We start from the raw sequence: 15888 nt of genomic DNA, 5'->3' as shown, positions 1-15888 counted from the left end.
ATTCAACCTCTCAATAAGTCTTTACTACTTTACTTAATCCTCGCCAGGGGAGACAAAAAAGATGAAAACCCCTAACACAGTAGAAGACATAATCACTCGTCGAATTGATAGTAGCGATCGTGATGTCTTTATGCGTAAGGATTTTGTAGACATTGCTAGCTACACTCAAATTGGGCGTAGTCTTAAGGAATTAGTAAAAAAAGGTAAAATCGTTAAAATTGGTTACGGGCTTTACGCTAAAGCTGCATTTTCTCCTTTGTCAAAGCGTATAGTTCCCCGTAGAGCGTTACGTGAACTAGCAACTGAAGCTCTAAAGAAATTACAGATAGAGGTTGTTGCATCAAGCTATGATCAAGCTTATAGTCAAGGACGTACAACGCAAGTTCCAACCGGACGAGTTGTTGGCGTTAAAGGACGAGTGTCACGTAAAATTGGTTACGACGGTAAGTATGTAACCTTTGAATACGTTTCTTGACCTAAACCTTGTAGAAGTTATTGCCAGTGATCTTGGTGTTGATCCTTCGTTTGTTGAGAAGGATTGGTACGCTATGCGGATAATTGCATCCTTGATCGCTGTGAATAATTTTGGTGTGCAGTTAGTTTTTTCGGGAGGAACTAGCTTATCAAAAGGGTTTGGACTTATTAAGCGTTTTTCGGAAGACCTTGATTTCAAAGTAATTTTGCCAAAAGCAAATCCTACACGCAATGAATGTAGTAATTACCGAAAGCAAATTGTTGAAGTAATCCGTGGAAGTAGTTCAGAATGGTCATTGGACGAAGAACCAAAATCTGAAAATGCAAATCGTAAATTCACTTGCAACATTCGCTACAAAGAAAATTTTGAGATAACTGCGGCACTTCGTCCTTATATAAAGTTAGAGGTTAATTTTATTGTGCCTACCTTGCCTGTTGAACAAAGGGCTTTACAGCCTTTTATTGCTCAAGCAATGGATCAATTACCAGAAGTTCCTTTAATAGCTTGTGTTTCACCCATAGAAACAGCGGCAGAGAAATTGAGTGCTTTAACCTGGCGAGTGTTATCTAGAAACAGAAGTAGTGAAAAAGATGATCCATCTCTTATTCGGCATTTATATGATTTAACAGCATTACGATGCTTAATTTTTAATTATTCAAATTTTTCGGATTTAGTTGTTAGTGTGATAGCAGAAGATATAGAGTGCAGCAGAAAAAAAATTAAATCATTGGCCAACTCCGAAGTAGAATTCTTGCAAGAAATGGTGCTAACACTAGAAAATGATTCTTTGTATGCTAATGAATACCAGCAATTTGTTACAGGAATGTCTTACGCCGTAGAAGACGAATGCCCCACTTTTAGTGAAGCTATAGACGCTCTTAAAAGCATAATTAGCATAATTAAATGAAAAAAATAACAGTTTAGTTGAACGTGGCACTCGACACTATTTAACAAGAAAAATCTTAATTGTTGAATGCACTATATAGCTTTGAATTCATCTATTTTATTTTTCATAGCATTAGAAGCTTCTTCTTTTGTTGATAAAAATTCTCCTAAAAGAATTGAGTTATAATTTCCCTTCCTATTCTCTTTTGTAAAATCTAAAATACTATAGCCAAGTTTTGCAGTGCTATAGAACTCCAATCTTTATCAATTGAGTCAAGGGATACTATAATAGTCCATCCTTTATAATGCGCCATGTGGTTATTACAGATATGTCCACTTTTTCCTCCAAACTCTATTAACTCATTTTCTTCCCACTCTTCAGGCTCTAATTCTTTATAATTTTGTTGGTTGAAATATTTTTTAAACTCTTGCAAATCATCTTCGGAAGTAATACTTATACAATTTCTCTGAAGCAAGAAATTATTAGGTAGATAGGAAAGATAATCACCTGTTTTAGGCTCATAATTATGTATAGAAATTTCTCTATTCTCAAAAATTTTTAGATCCAGGGGATTTTCAGCAAAAGGATTTACAAGTATATGTAAACCATTAACAACAGTTTCTTCATAGTCTGGTCTTAATTTTAGGAATTGAAATGTATGTATAAATAAAAGCTAATTTACACTGATTTAAATTAGACTATAACCAAAGTGTAAATTAAATTCACATATTTTTATCATATAAGCAATAACCCTAAGTTTAACTTACTGACTCAAGGCATAAGTTATGAAATCTTTTACTGCAAGCGGACATGATATGAGTCCTCACTAGAGACAGACGTATTGGTCAGTGTTGATCAAATCCAATCCAGAGCGCGTATTTTCACAATTAGACGCGGATAGTCTTAAGGAAATATCGCCAACTCAGTTTCCGGGTCAAAAAAGTGAATTTTCTCTAGAGTTAGTGATAACCAAAGTTGCTCACCAACTTGGACAAATCGGTCTGGTGGTATCCGCACTTGTAGGTAATTGGCTGTAGTCGCAGGTTGAGATCCCGGTTCGGCAATCTTAACAGCGAGAAAGGAATCGTTGCCGAGATTCTCTACCAAATCTACTTGCACTGGTAGATTTTTGGTGGCAGGCATACTCAAATTTAAGTGTTCTGGGCGAATCCCTAAAATTAAAGTTTTCCCATCATATTTTTGTAAAGCTTTTCCCCAAACCTCTGGGAGGGTGAAACGTAACTGGGCATGAGTAATCAACTGCGGGGCATGAAATTCTACAGGAATAAAATTCATCGGTGGCGAACCAATGAACTCTGCAACAAAAAGGTTGGCAGGGCGATTGTAAAGTTCTAAAGGAGAAGCAACTTGCTGAATTTTACCCTCAGACATAATCGCAATGCGATCGCCCATTGTCATTGCTTCTGTTTGATCATGGGTAACGTAAATTGTCGTTGTCCCTAGTTGGCGCTGCAACTTCACAATTTGGGCGCGGGTTTCCGCCCGTAGTTTGGCATCTAAGTTAGAAAGCGGTTCATCCATTAAAAACACTTGAGGGTCACGCGCGATCGCTCGTCCCAGTGCAACTCGTTGTCTTTGTCCCCCAGATAGCTGTTTGGGTAAGCGATTCAGCAATGTTTCAATTTGCAACAGTTGGGCAACACTACGCACCTGCTCATCCACCGCCTGTTCTTTGTCAGAAATGTAGCGCAGTCCTTTAGGTAACTTTTTTGTCGCCCCCACAAAAAGATTTTCAGCCCACGTCCGAAGATAGGGAGATGAGGGAGTAATTTCTCCCCCTGCTCCCCCAAAACGGCGGCGTAACCCAAAGGCGATATTGTCATACACCGTCATGTGAGGATAGAGGGCGTAATTTTGAAATACCATTGCGATGTCGCGTTCCTTGGGTGGTAGGTCATTGATCAAGCGATCGCCTACCCAGATATTACCGCCAGTCATCACTTCCAAACCGGCGATTAACCGTAGCAGAGTGCTTTTGCCACAACCAGAAGGGCCCACCAGCACCATAAATTCGCCATCTGCGATCGTCAGGTTAATCCGCCGCAAGACGTTGACACTTCCTGCACGCTCTTGCACTGCATCAGTTTTATCCCCAAGCGTGAGGGGAGATTGGATTTGTGAAGTCACACTTTCCCCTTTACGCGAGGAAAAACTTTTATAAACGTTTTCTAAAACAACTTGGGACACGACTCTTAATTATTGTCATTGGGCATGGGGCACTTGTACTGAGCGACTTGCCTTGAGCGTACTCCTACGGAGAAGCAAGCTACGCGCAGCGTCTCGTAGAGAAGCCGAAAGGAGCCGAAGTATTGGGCATAGGGCATTAGCTTGAAAAAGGGACAAATGACAGTTTAGCGCCAATCATAATACAGGTTCCATGTAAATACGAAAAGTTAAAAAAACAGCTTGGAGCATCAAAAGCAAACTATTCTAAATTTTAGGGCTGTCAAGAGGTGTTGTTATGACTACCGATGTACCTAAAAATCTTTCCCAAGACCCAAGCGTTAACACTGTCCATGACATTGTAGACGTACAAACTACAGATTGTTGCATTGTGGGTGGAGGTCCAGCAGGAGCAGTATTGGCGCTGTTGTTAGCGCGTCAAGGCATTTCTGTGATGCTGCTGGAAGCACACAAAGACTTGGATCGCGACTTTCGTGGCGATACGATTCATCCATCAGTGATGGAAATTATGGAGGAATTGGGACTTAGCGATCGCTTGCTAGGACTTCCCCATACCAAAATGCGCCAAATTAGTATTCAAACTCCTCAAGATACTGTCACATTCGCAGATTTTAGTCATCTGAAAACCCATTATCCCTACATTACAATGCTTCCCCAGGTAAAATTCCTGGAGTTCATCACCCAAGAAGCACAAAAATATCCTAGTTTCCATCTGGTGATGGGTGCGAATGTACAGGAACTAATTGCCGAAAATGGTGTGATTCAAGGTGTCCGCTATCGAGGAGGCGGTGGTTGGCATGAAATTCGGGCAATACTGACAGTTGGTGCAGACGGTCGCCACTCACGTTTACGCCACCTGGGTGAGTTTGAATCAATCGAAACTTCGCCGCCAATGGATGTCCTCTGGTTTCGCCTACCGCGTCAGTCAGAAGACCCTGAAGGGGGAATGGGGCGCTTTGGTCAAGGTAAGCTAATCGCCATGCTTGACCGTGGTGATGAGTGGCAACTTGGCTATGTTATTCCTAAAGGAGGCTATCAACAATTAAGGGCTGCGGGTTTAGAGGAATTGAAAAAATCTGTTGGGGAAGTGGTGCCAGAATTCCAGCAACGCATCCAAAATTTAGATGATTGGTCACAAATAGCTTATCTCTCAGTCGAGTCCAGCCGTGTCAAACGTTGGTATCGTCCGGGACTGTTACTTATCGGTGATGCAGCTCATATAATGTCCCCCGTTGGTGGAGTTGGCATTAATTACGCGATTCAAGATGCTGTAGTCGCGGCAAATGTACTCGGCAAATCGCTCAAAAACCGAGAAGTACAACTTAGCGACTTAGCAAAAGTACAACGTCAACGCGAGTTGCCTACACGTATAATTCAGGCGTTTCAAACTTTTATCCAAAAGCGGGTATTGGCCCCGGTTCTCACCTCAAATCGCACCTTTGTACCACCTGCGTTTTTGCGCTTACCCATCTTGCGCGATCTACCAGCAAGGTTAATCGCCTTCGGTGTTTTTCCATCTCACGTCAAAACTTAATTTTTGCCAAGAATTTTTTCTATTTCATGGATAGATGGTACAATTATACTACTCTATGCAGAATTGAATGCTCAATTTAGTCAAGCGAAGGTAGCGAGTAGCATACTTAATGCTGTTCAAAGCGATCGCTTGGCTTTTATGCTAGAAAGGACTAAAAACTCAGAGTGGATGTAGAAAATTTGTTCAAACATTATTAAAAAATGCAAACAATCAAACATATCTAGATATTAATTGGCACTACATAGAAAAACCCCCTCTTTTTCAATCAGCACTTTTTGCAGTCAGGAGTAATTTTAATGAACAGCTGCGTTTTGATGGCGGAAATTGTTAACGAGCCGCAACTCCGCTATACAGCGGATAATCTAGGAGTCACGGAAATGCTGGTGCAGTTTCCAAATTCCCAGAAACCAGAAGATCCGCCAGCCACGCTGAAAGTTGTCGGCTGGGGGAATTTAGCAACAGAAATTCAGCAAAATTACCACCAAGGCGATCGCGTCATCCTGGTAGGACGTTTAACTATGAATACTGTTGATCGTCAAGAAGGTTTTAAAGAAAAACGCGCTGAATTGACAGTGCAACAAATTCAATCTGTTGGAGGTAGTTTTAATACCGATCCATTGCCCTCAGCAACCGTAACTCCATCATTCACTGAAACTGCTCCACGACAACCATCTTCAGCATCTCGTCCTCCCCAGAAAGATGTTCCCAGTTACGATTCACCACGTCCAGCACCTACCCCAGCGACAAATCCTGTTGGTGTTGCTCCCCAAGCGACAAGTTACGAACCCGTACCTCAACCCACAAATTATGAGCGAACCACTTATCCAGCAGTGAAAGAGGAAGAACCAGATCCAGATGATATTCCCTTCTAAAGTTGCTAGTTGAGCGTGTATTCAATTTACTAACTAACATTACGACTAGACAATTTCTACAAATAGCCATCCTAAAGGATGTGCTATTTTTTTGTTTGCGTTGAGCTTTGCGTCTTGTCGTGAGACATCGCTTAGTTTAGCTATTGATCAGTTAGGGATAGAGAATTTTAATCTCTAAATCATAAGCTTCAGCCTCTATTTGACAATTTAAGAAACTTTATCATGGCTACCAATATCAATCAATAAAATAACCATTTCTAACAAAGTCTCATCCTCAGATAAATTAAAGATAATTCTATAATCATAAGCAACAGAACAAGACCACAAACCCGCTAAATTTCCTGTTAACTTATGAGACTTCAAAAGCGGTGTAAATGGATCATCTGCCAAGAGCCTTAATACCTTAACAATTTGATTCTTTAATTGAGGATTTCTCTTTGTAATCTTCCTAAAAGACCGCTTAAATCCACTACTCCAGACAACTTCTATCATCATCTCCTAGTAAATCAGCGATCAAATCATCAACGCTTTCTCTATAAACAGTGCTATTTTTAAAAGCCTGCATCACTTCCTGAGCATTAGCCAAAATTTCAACCCGCCGATTCTCAATTCGTTGCTGGCGAAGAAACTCAAATAAATACTCTCGATCTTCTGTGGGCAAACTTTCAATAGAATTAATAATTTCTTGTAAAGTCATCATAGAACCTCCTAATAAAGTAAACTCTACCTTTACTAACTCTATTTTAATCTCTAAATCTAAAGCCTCAGCCTCTTGCATTTAGACAATTTATGCAAAAATAGGATACTATATTGGGCGCAGTGGCGACAAATGTTTCTGGAGGACAGAACCAGTGATTAGCGATCACCAGGGCATTAACCTTTCTTCATCTCGGCGTTGCGATAAACAATAAAATAAACCCTTAACTGTTGTATCTAACAATTAAGGGCGTAACTACTTATTTAGACTTAGGTAAACCTCCTCTCAGTGTCAGGTCAACTCCTATCTTTATAGTCGTTGACCGGGAGTCAGAGTTGCTTGTATCGATTACATGGATGTAGAAACTAAAACCAGTAATCGAAGCCAGTAAAGCAGCAATAGCTAAAGGTTCACGCAAGCGTTTGATTGGGGGCATTTTTCCATTGTCATTGGTTGCGTACAATGTGGCTCTAAATCCACTGGTGTACAGTCCCCTTCTAGTCAAGAATATCACAAAAGATTGTAGGGTAGATCAACATCTAAAATTTCTCTTTTTTTGTACAAAATTATACTTAAAATTGGATAAAAAATTGAAAAAAAGCTGATTATGACATTAATGTATGCGAAATGTCGGTTAAAATGGTTGAAATAGGTAATTTTAACGAACTATTTATGCTAAAAATTTATACTCTTTTTAGAAATGTTGATGAGTCAATACTAAAGCTAAACAAATATATCAAAGGATACCAATTTGTAAAATTTGATTTACTTGAGGTTAAAGATAGATTTTTCAAACTTTTTAATCTGCCTAACAATTTTACTTCTCAAGAGTATTTTGTTAATTATACTGGGCAAGAGTTGGATAGATATTTTTGCGATGCAATTAACTGGAGTAAATTATCTGATTCCGGTTTTTTTAATCGATACTATATGATATTTCTCGAAACTATTGATTATGATGTTAAAGTGAAAGTTGATGGTAAAGAATATTTTGCGGGTGATACGAATTCTGTTTTATACGTTACTCACGAATACGTTAAGCATTTAACTCAATGCTTGCGACTTACATTTCCTGGTTATACAGTAGCAACTGTAACTTTTTTAATAAACCTTTCGAGTAAAGAAATTCCTATCAGATTTTATGGGAGCGGTAGTCGTAATGAAGAAAAAATTTTATGTATTGATGAATCAAAATTTGAACAGTTCAATAATTTAATTCAAAAAAAATTACCTATAGAAAATGATTTATTGCTTACCCTTGAATATTTCAATACTTCTTATACACTTGAATATGATCTGGTGAGATTTATTATTCTTATAACTGCTCTAGAGAGTATTTTCAGTTTTAGTCGTGACCAAATAACCCATACTGTAGCTCGACATTCAAGCCTATTAATATCTAATACAAAAGAAGAATTTCAAAATAATTATTCAAAAATAAAAAAGCTTTATGATCAGAGAAGTAGTTTTATTCATGGCACTAAGAATAAAATCAGTCTTTTAGAAGAAGATATTGACTTTACAGAAGAATTAGTAAGAAAAGCAATTATTTTTTGGATAAATTTAGGTGAGAATAAACAACAACTATTCAATTATTTTAATAGATTGGGATATCCTGAATAAATTTTACGTATTATTTGTAACCACCTGCAATACTAATCGCTCAAACCTGCAACCAAGAAATTTTTAAACCAGAATGGCATTGAGCCGAAATTGCAAACATCTTGGCTCAATCCTATCTACTAATTAAACAAGTATTTTCAAATGTATTATTTTTGACCTTTATTTCCAATTCAGTACTACTCCCCCATTGGGAGATTTTTTAGGGCAATGATCGCAATTTCCCCAAATCACAGGCGGTTATACATCGCAATTGCGTGTATATTGTGGAAGTATGCGATGTCATAAAAACTGCCAAGGAGTCTAAAAACCAAATTTACCCACACATACATCAAAACTATTGTTAAAATCCAAATAATTTTAAGTTAGAATTCCTACCCATACTCCTATGAGAGAAACTGTCCTAGAGGTTCGCAATCTCCAAGTTGAATTTCCCAGTGATGGCAACATCGGCAGAGCTTTGGATGGTATTTCCTTTGGGTTGCATCGAGGTGAGACTCTAGGAATAGTAGGAGAATCGGGGAGTGGTAAATCAGTGACAGCCCTGGCTGTGATGGGTTTGTTGCAGACTCCGGGTATAGTTACTGGCGGTGAAATCTGGTTTCGTCCTCAGGAGAATGCCAACCCCATCGATTTGGTAACATTGCCTCCTGAGCAAATGCAGTTACACCGGGGTGGCGACATCGCCATGATTTTTCAAGAACCGATGAGTTCGCTCAATCCAGTTTATAACATTGGGTTTCAGCTAACAGAAGCGATTAGGCGGCATCAGAATGTGTCAGCAGCCCAAGCAAGACAAATTGCGATCGCAGGTCTGCAAGAGGTAAAACTTCTACCTAGCGATGAAGAGATCCAGCAGCAGCATATCGAAACTTGGCATCAAACCAACAGCAATTCATCAAAACTAGATCCATCAAAGTTGGCACAGTTGATTAGGGAACACAAAGAAGCCATGCTGGAACGCTATCCCCATGAACTTTCTGGGGGTCAGTTGCAACGGGTGATGATTGCAATGGCAATTTCTTGTAACCCATTAATCTTAATTGCCGATGAACCAACCACAGCCTTGGATGTGACGGTGCAAGCGACTATTTTGGAGTTAATCCGAGAATTGCAACAAAGCCGTGACATGGCAATGATTTTTATCACCCACGACTTGGGGCTAATTTCGGAAATTGCTGACGAAGTAGCGGTGATGTATAAAGGCAAAGTTGTCGAGTCTGGTGCTTCTGAGCAAATTTTCAGCAGTCCCCACCATCCATATACTAAAGGTTTGATAGCCTGTCGCCCCACACTTGACCGCCGTCCCCAAAAATTACTCACTGTTTCTGACTATATGAGTGCAGAAGAGACACCAACGGGACAAGTAGTAATTCAGGCGAAAGAACCCGCACAATCCATAGAAGTCACTACTGAAGAAATTGCTGCAAGATTGGCAAACTTCAATCAGAAGGAACCTCTGCTGCAAATCCGCAACCTGAAAGTTGGTTTTCCAGTGCGCGGAGTGTTTGGTGGTACAAAACGCTACAATATGGCAGTTAATGGCGTTTCCTTTGATGTCAAACCAGGGGAAACACTAGGTTTGGTGGGAGAATCTGGTTGCGGTAAAACCACCCTTGGCAGAACCTTGTTGCGATTAATTGAACCAATGGGTGGTCAGATTATCTTTGAGAAACAAGATATTACTAGCCTCAAAGGAGAACCGTTGCAAAAACTGCGGCGGGAAATGCAAATAGTCTTCCAAAATCCTTTCAGTTCCCTCGACCCACGGATGAAGGTTGGGGAGGCGGTAATGGAACCATTGTTAATTCACTCCGTTGGTAAGACAAAGCAACAACGACGCCAACGAGTAACCGAACTCTTAGAACGGGTGGGGTTGAGTGCAGATGCAATTAACCGCTATCCCCATCAGTTTTCTGGTGGTCAACGCCAGCGAATTTGCATAGCCCGTTCTTTGGCATTAAATCCTAAATTTATCATCTGTGATGAATCAGTTTCAGCGCTGGATGTTTCAGTACAGGCGCAGGTATTAAATATTCTCAAAGAATTACAACAAGACTTTCAGCTTACCTATATTTTTATTTCTCACGATTTAAGTGTAGTGAAATTTATGAGCGATCGCATTTTAGTCATGAATCGCGGTCAAATTGTTGAAGAAGGCACAGCCGAAAGCATTTACCTAGAACCCAAAGAGGAATACACGCAAAAATTAATTGCTGCAATTCCTACTGGTAGTGTCGAACGTGTGCGAAGCCGTCATCTGAAAGCTTTATAAAAAGTCTACATCAGCAGTGTCTCTCGGACATTTATCACCCGTCCCTTGCGCGTCTGGATCAGCAGCAATACGCTTGGTGTTAGTGATATTTTGCCCATGTCAGTCGCTTATGGGGAGCCAGTCCGTTGCGGAGGTTCCCGAAGCAAACGCTATCCGTTGTCAGAACTAGCGTGGAAAACCCCTATCCCCGTAGTGGCTCCCCAACTCTTAGAGACGCTCCTTGACGTTGGGAAAAGACCGCGCTGGCTCGCCTTTGTGAATATACAGTAGGAAAGTAGGAATACGGCTTCTACTTTTATCGAGCTTATTCTCGCCGATCTTGATAATCTTCAGAAGACTTTGGATCTAACTCCCAGCGATCGCCGTCACGGTCTTCTAAAATATCGTTGGTATGCAGAAACTCAGAATCAGCCATTTCTAGCCCTACGGCTGCTTCTAGGTCTTCAGTTACATTTTTATCAGGAGTGGAAGTACTACCACCAACAGCTTCATCCCCAACTGCATCTGCATCTTGCCAATAAGCATCAACATCGCCACCAGTGAGTTCAGGACTAGTTTCTGTATACTCGCTCCTTTCCTGCTGTATGGAGCGCCCACCAATATTGTATCCTGGCAAGTCTTTCACACCAGTGCCGTAGGATTCGGTAATTTCCTGTGGCAAATCATTGGTTTTAATTTCGTCATTATGATTTTTTTCTGCCATGATCTTAGCCATTTTTTGCATTCCTACAATAACGTTTTCCTGCCGCCAAGTTGTCTAACTAGAGATGTATCTCACCATTGGCGTAATCAAACTCGGAAAGAATTAATTCCCAAACAATGCATGAAAGTATTGCTATATCTAGCTTTGGTCTTTTTAATTAAAATATAGAGCTTGCACTTATCCGATTTTCACAAAAAATATCAGTAGGAATCTGGATATGCCGCGTGCGTTAGCGGAGCTTACCGTAGGTATCGCACTGGGGACTGTCCAAGCATCCATTGGCTATATGGATAAAGGTTTGATGCGTTTAATCCTTTTGCTGTAAGCCTTTTAACCATTTTGATTAATTCTTTATTTCCCGAATCGATTCCGCGAACTATGACGCCAACGATCAGATGTATAGCTTTAGAAATAAAATAATCTATCCCCTTGGTACGAAGCTAAACTAGCGATCGCACCATAGCATTGTAAATATGAATTCATGGTAAAGCAACTTGTAGTTGAAATTTTTAGTTATGAGTTAGAAGTTATCAAACCGAAATTAATCAGTAGCCAACTTCTCACTCATAACTAACTTTTATTAGTTGGCAAAAATAAAAATTTAAGTTTAGGTAATACCATCTATGACTGACCATAACAATCATTCCAGTAATAAAAAAGTTGCCATTCTCATTGAACAGGCAGTAGAGGATGCAGAATTTACAGTTCCCTATAATGGACTAAAACAAGCAGGAATAGAGGTAGTAGTCTTGGGTTCCCGAATGAATGAAAAATATAAGGGTAAACAGGGCAAACTTAGCATCCAAGCTGATGGTACTACGACAGAAGCGATCGCAGCCGAATTCGATGCAGTGGTGATTCCTGGTGGGATGGCTCCCGATAAAATGCGGCGGAACCCTAACACAGTCAGGTTTGTCCAAGAGGCTATCCAACAAGGAAAATTGGTAGCTGCGGTTTGCCACGGGCCACAAGTTTTGATTGAAGGCGACTTGCTCAAAGGTAAACAAGTTACTGGCTTTAGCGCTATTGCTAAGGACATCATTAACGCTGGCGCAAATTATTTAGATGAGCCGGTGGTAGTTGACGGGAATTTGATTACATCTCGTGAACCCGGAGACTTGGCAATTTTCACCACAGCTATTTTAAGCCGTTTGGGTTATGGTGGCAAAGATGCTGCATTACCAAATGAGAAAGACACAAGTGCTGAATGGTGGAAATTGGCTGATGCTTGGGGTGGCTCAACTAAAGGTGATATTGCCAAAGGTTTAAATACTGCCCTTACAGGTGAACGTTATTCGCTAGAAGCATTTGAAAAGTATTTGGAAAAGGAATCAGATAGCGAAGTAAAATCAGTCTTTCAAGAAATCACTGCTAATAAACAGCGCCACAGTGACAAACTGGAAACCTATCTTCAGCGATTGGGCGAAAAACCCTCTTTAGGGGCAAATATTGCCAATCAGTATGCCAAGGTGAAAACTGCCTTTACAGGAAGTGATGATATATATCAGTTACGTTCTGCTTTGGGGGATGTGCAAACTGGTATCGGCGATATTGGCAATTTGTGTGCAATGTACACTGACCCAGTAGCAACTGCTATTTTCAAAGAAATTTACCACGATTTATCAAAATACGAACAGCGATTGGTAGAACTATATCGGGCGCGGATAAGCGATCAGATTCAGCCTCCTAAGCCGACTACAGGGGCTGCTGTGTCAATGTAAGGTTTTTTGAACGAACCGCACACAGAAGTCGCAGCGGCGGCTTCTGCTGTTCTGAACTTCGGTAGCTGGAAAGAACACAGAGATAGAAACAAGAGAGTATTTGCGCCTCTGTGGTTAATTTACTGTGATGGAGATTAAAAAAGTGACTTCAACATCAGGCGATAAACTAAGTACAAGTCAGACTGAAGCTAGTGAAGTAGAGCGTTGGGCATCTCTGATTGGTGGCGGTGCTATGGTGCTGATGGGTTTAAAGCAAGGTTCATTGAGGGGAGCGTTGACGGCTTTAGCGGGTGGCGGTTTGCTCTATCAAGGTGCAACTAAACAAAGCACGATTCAGCAAGCACAAGAAGCAATAGGTATAAACCAATCCATCAAAGTTGAAAAGACGGTAACAATTAATAAATCGGCAGAAGAATTGTATCGCTTTTGGCACAACTTGGAGAATCTGCCCACATTTATGAAGCATCTCAAATCTGTCAAGGTGTACAACGAAAAACGTTCTCACTGGATTGCGAATGCACCTTTAGGTAATAGCGTGGAATGGGATGCAGAAATTCTCGAAGACCGGGAAAATGAATTTATTTCTTGGGCTTCTGTAGAAGGTGCAGATGTTGATAATTCTGGTTTTGTCCGCTTCCAAAAAGCACCAGGCGATCGCGGCACGGAAGTTAAGATTGTTTTGGAGTATAACCCACCAGGTGGAGCATTGGGAGCTACCGTAGCTAAACTTTTTGGTGAGGAACCAAAACAGCAAATTGGTGATGAATTGGGCCGCTTCAAGATGCTAATGGAAGCAGGCGAAATTGCCACCACAGAAGGTCAACCAAGTGGACGCAAGTAGTTATTTGCCCAATGTCCAATGACTAATAACGCCGAAAAAGTGATCGCTATTGATCGCTTTCCCCAACGCCTGGAAATGGCGAAAAAGATTGCCAAAGCAGAAGTGATTAACTACGAAGAAGTTAATGCTGGCGAAACGTTGAAAGAGACGACTGGTGGCCGTGGCCCCGATGCTTGCATCGATGTGGTTGGTTTAGAAGACTTCTACGACCAGACAAAACAAAAGCTCAGGTTGGAAACCGACCGTCCCTACGTTCTGCGGGAAATGATGGTGAACTGTGGTAAAGGCGAGACTTTTTCAATTATGGGTGTTTATGGTGCTTTTGTTGATAAAATACCATTTGGTACAGCCTTCAATAAGGGATTAACCTTTAGGATGGGACAAATGCATAAACAAAAATATATATATTTTTGATTGCAGATGATTTGGGATGGAAAACTTGATCTATCCTTGGTTGTTACCCATCAATTGCCTTTAGAGAAAGCACCCACGGCTATCACATTTTTCAACAAAAAAAGGATAACTGGATCAAAGTTGTTCTTAAACCCTGAATGGTAAATAGTCATTCAGCGTTTTAAATTGTCCACCTAACATAATGTAATTGAGGCTTTTTATGAATCGAGTAATTTCATGGCTGCGGAATATTCGGATCTCCCAAATCCTTGTAGTTTTTCTAGTAGGATTTATGTTTTTATTGGGTCAGGCTTTTAGCTATCCTAACATAGCACAAGCTGATGTTAAAACTCCAGAGGGTACTTATTATAAAGTAATCCCAAATGAGCAAGGTGAAATTAGAAACGATACCCAAACAACAAATTCTCAAAATCCATTAAAAAACGCTGCTGATAATATCCGTGAAAAGCTAAACTTGGATGAAGAAACTCCTAGAGCTACAAAAGAGTTTCTTAAGTCTACAGAAAATAAAGTCGAAAAAACAGTTGAGCCATTGACTGAAACTAAAGAAGGTTATTACCGAACTCCTTCTAGCAAAAAACTGAGATAAAGAAGCTAGACTTGTAGCAAATTTTGAGTCTAAATTTTTGACTCATATATTCTCGTATAAGTTTTGAGCAGTTACTGAGACGCGATAATTATCGCGTCTCAATATCAGAATAAATCCAGTATTTATCTTGATATTAGCGATCGCGTGGTTGTTATCTTCACTATCCCCTGCGGTAATTGCTTTTTCTGCAATCGAGATTTATGGTCACTGTGCGACAACTCTAACCCCAACCCTTGGTTAGTGGAAAAGCAAATGGGCCATTCACCATCAGGTTTATTTGGCTACTCTCACCTAATTTTAGATTTTAAATTTTGGATAATGGAAAAGAAGATTCAAAAGCGTTCGACTGAGCGCTCACGCCGTACCACTTCCCTACGGGACGCTCCGCGAACGTGGAAGCAAGCTACGCGTAGCGTTCCGCAGGAAAGTCCAAAATTTAAAAAGCGCAAAGTCAGAGCGGCGGCTCCCGCCGATGCCTGCGGCAACGCCAAAGGCGAACTGAACTTTGTAAGAGAGGTTTGAGAGCAAGCGAATTTCTACTCGCTCCACGAGAAGCAAGCTACGTGGAATAAATCTAAAATCCAAAATTAAATGACAAGCCCACTTCGGCTACGCTCAGTGCATCGCCTGACTTGATTGCTGAGGTCAATCTAAAATCTAAAATCGGTTTAAAAGTAAAAAAGGCAAAAAATATGTCTGATACATCTGATACAAGCGTTATAAAAGTAGACTCTAGCCATTCCCCTAAAGGTGAACTTGGTCAGAAATATCTTGCATCTGGCAAAAGTCTTTCCATGCGCCTGTGGGAGAATGAGCAACCGAATGAATCTAAAGAGCCAGCAGCGCGAGAATATGAAACTGTTGGTTATGTTATCACTGGTCGTGCAGAATTACATATTGAAGGGCAAACAATTTTGCTGGAGCCTGGGAGTTCTTGGGTGGTACCAAAAGGAGCCAGCCACACCTATAAAATTCTAGAACTATTCACTGCTGTTGAAGCAACAAGTCCACCCGCTGAAGTTCACGGGCGAGACGAAAACTGATTTGCAGTTATCT

18 protein-coding genes and 2 pseudogenes are annotated in these 15888 nt (G+C 40.5%); 14 read left to right on the top strand and 6 right to left on the bottom strand.

All coding sequences use genetic code 11. The features are described 5' to 3' along the window. The first annotated feature begins 61 nt into the window (after positions 1–61). Positions 62–475, top strand: a complete 414-nt coding sequence (locus tag V7K85_RS06605; protein WP_334811985.1) for a DUF6088 family protein — start codon at positions 62–64, stop codon at positions 473–475. Next, positions 459–1382: a nucleotidyl transferase AbiEii/AbiGii toxin family protein gene (locus tag V7K85_RS06600; RefSeq protein ID WP_334811983.1), complete on the top strand. Its 924-nt coding sequence runs from the start codon at positions 459–461 to the stop codon at positions 1380–1382. The genes V7K85_RS06605 and V7K85_RS06600 overlap by 17 nt, the downstream gene beginning before the upstream one ends. 193 nt (positions 1383–1575) lie before the next feature. Here V7K85_RS06600 and V7K85_RS06595 read toward each other — a convergent pair whose 3' ends face one another. After that, positions 1576–1836: a hypothetical protein gene (locus tag V7K85_RS06595; protein ID WP_334811981.1), complete on the bottom strand. Its 261-nt coding sequence runs from the start codon at positions 1834–1836 to the stop codon at positions 1576–1578. Between the two features lie 428 nt (positions 1837–2264). Next, positions 2265–3569, bottom strand: coding sequence for an ABC transporter ATP-binding protein (locus V7K85_RS06590; RefSeq protein WP_334811979.1), 1305 nt, complete (start codon positions 3567–3569; stop codon positions 2265–2267). A gap of 274 nt (positions 3570–3843) precedes the next feature. On the opposite strand from V7K85_RS06590, the gene V7K85_RS06585 reads away from it, so the two are divergent. The 3 genes from V7K85_RS06585 to V7K85_RS06575 all read left to right on the top strand — a co-directional run bounded on the left by V7K85_RS06585 (position 3844) and on the right by V7K85_RS06575 (position 5972). Then, the gene (locus V7K85_RS06585) at positions 3844–5100 is read left to right on the top strand and encodes an FAD-dependent oxidoreductase (protein WP_334811978.1); all 1257 of its coding nucleotides are present in this window, start codon (positions 3844–3846) and stop codon (positions 5098–5100) included. A gap of 3 nt (positions 5101–5103) precedes the next feature. Next, the gene (locus V7K85_RS06580) at positions 5104–5274 is read left to right on the top strand and encodes a hypothetical protein (protein WP_334811976.1); all 171 of its coding nucleotides are present in this window, start codon (positions 5104–5106) and stop codon (positions 5272–5274) included. Between the two features lie 122 nt (positions 5275–5396). Then, positions 5397–5972 (top strand): single-stranded DNA-binding protein, encoded by a 576-nt coding sequence (locus tag V7K85_RS06575; protein WP_334811974.1) that lies wholly within the window; start codon positions 5397–5399, stop codon positions 5970–5972. Positions 5973–6179: 207 nt separating this feature from the next. Here the strand turns inward: V7K85_RS06575 and V7K85_RS06570 are convergent, their stop codons facing one another. From V7K85_RS06570 to V7K85_RS06560, 3 genes are all read right to left on the bottom strand, one after another. Then, positions 6180–6464, bottom strand: coding sequence for a type II toxin-antitoxin system RelE/ParE family toxin (locus V7K85_RS06570; protein ID WP_334812045.1), 285 nt, complete (start codon positions 6462–6464; stop codon positions 6180–6182). After that, positions 6442–6672: a hypothetical protein gene (locus V7K85_RS06565; RefSeq protein WP_334812043.1), complete on the bottom strand. Its 231-nt coding sequence runs from the start codon at positions 6670–6672 to the stop codon at positions 6442–6444. Before V7K85_RS06565 ends, V7K85_RS06570 begins: the two co-directional genes overlap by 23 nt. 256 nt (positions 6673–6928) lie before the next feature. Further along, a complete protein-coding gene (locus V7K85_RS06560; protein WP_334811972.1) occupies positions 6929–7105 on the bottom strand; it encodes a hypothetical protein in 177 nt (58 codons plus the stop codon). Positions 7106–7308: 203 nt separating this feature from the next. Between V7K85_RS06560 and V7K85_RS06555 the strand changes: the two genes are divergently transcribed. Further along, positions 7309–8292 carry a hypothetical protein gene (locus V7K85_RS06555; protein ID WP_334811970.1) on the top strand — a complete coding sequence of 328 codons (984 nt, stop codon included), beginning with the start codon at positions 7309–7311 and terminating at the stop codon, positions 8290–8292. 385 nt (positions 8293–8677) lie between these two features. After that, the gene (locus V7K85_RS06550) at positions 8678–10564 is read left to right on the top strand and encodes an ABC transporter ATP-binding protein (RefSeq protein WP_334811968.1); all 1887 of its coding nucleotides are present in this window, start codon (positions 8678–8680) and stop codon (positions 10562–10564) included. Positions 10565–10868: 304 nt separating this feature from the next. On the opposite strand, the gene V7K85_RS06545 is transcribed toward V7K85_RS06550, so the two are convergent. Then, the gene (locus V7K85_RS06545; RefSeq protein ID WP_334812040.1) at positions 10869–11267 is read right to left on the bottom strand and encodes a DUF6335 family protein; all 399 of its coding nucleotides are present in this window, start codon (positions 11265–11267) and stop codon (positions 10869–10871) included. A 623-nt stretch (positions 11268–11890) separates the two neighbouring features. On the opposite strand from V7K85_RS06545, the gene V7K85_RS06540 reads away from it, so the two are divergent. From V7K85_RS06540 to V7K85_RS06510, 7 genes and pseudogenes are all read left to right on the top strand, one after another. Then, on the top strand, positions 11891–12988 hold the full coding sequence (locus tag V7K85_RS06540; RefSeq protein ID WP_334811966.1) for a DJ-1/PfpI/YhbO family deglycase/protease: 1098 nt from the start codon (positions 11891–11893) through the stop codon (positions 12986–12988). Between the two features lie 6 nt (positions 12989–12994). Next, on the top strand, positions 12995–13126 hold the full coding sequence (locus V7K85_RS06535) for a hypothetical protein (protein ID WP_334811964.1): 132 nt from the start codon (positions 12995–12997) through the stop codon (positions 13124–13126). A 4-nt stretch (positions 13127–13130) separates the two neighbouring features. Continuing rightward, positions 13131–13829: an SRPBCC family protein gene (locus V7K85_RS06530; RefSeq protein ID WP_334811962.1), complete on the top strand. Its 699-nt coding sequence runs from the start codon at positions 13131–13133 to the stop codon at positions 13827–13829. A 30-nt stretch (positions 13830–13859) separates the two neighbouring features. Then, positions 13860–14380 (top strand): annotated as a pseudogene (locus V7K85_RS06525) (zinc-binding dehydrogenase); the annotation flags it as partial. 134 nt (positions 14381–14514) lie between these two features. Further along, positions 14515–14832, top strand: coding sequence for a hypothetical protein (locus tag V7K85_RS06520; protein WP_334811961.1), 318 nt, complete (start codon positions 14515–14517; stop codon positions 14830–14832). Between the two features lie 132 nt (positions 14833–14964). After that, positions 14965–15126 (top strand): annotated as a pseudogene (locus tag V7K85_RS06515) (glutathione-dependent formaldehyde dehydrogenase); the annotation flags it as partial. Between the two features lie 398 nt (positions 15127–15524). Beyond that, on the top strand, positions 15525–15875 hold the full coding sequence (locus V7K85_RS06510) for a cupin domain-containing protein (protein WP_334811959.1): 351 nt from the start codon (positions 15525–15527) through the stop codon (positions 15873–15875). Positions 15876–15888: the final 13 nt, after the last annotated feature.

It is taken from the genome of Nostoc sp. (assembly GCF_036917615.1).
In the GTDB taxonomy this organism is placed as follows: Bacteria; Cyanobacteriota; Cyanobacteriia; order Cyanobacteriales; family Nostocaceae; genus Nostoc.
Note: the sequence above shows the minus strand (reverse complement) of the source record. Positions and strands in the feature narration are given on the sequence as shown.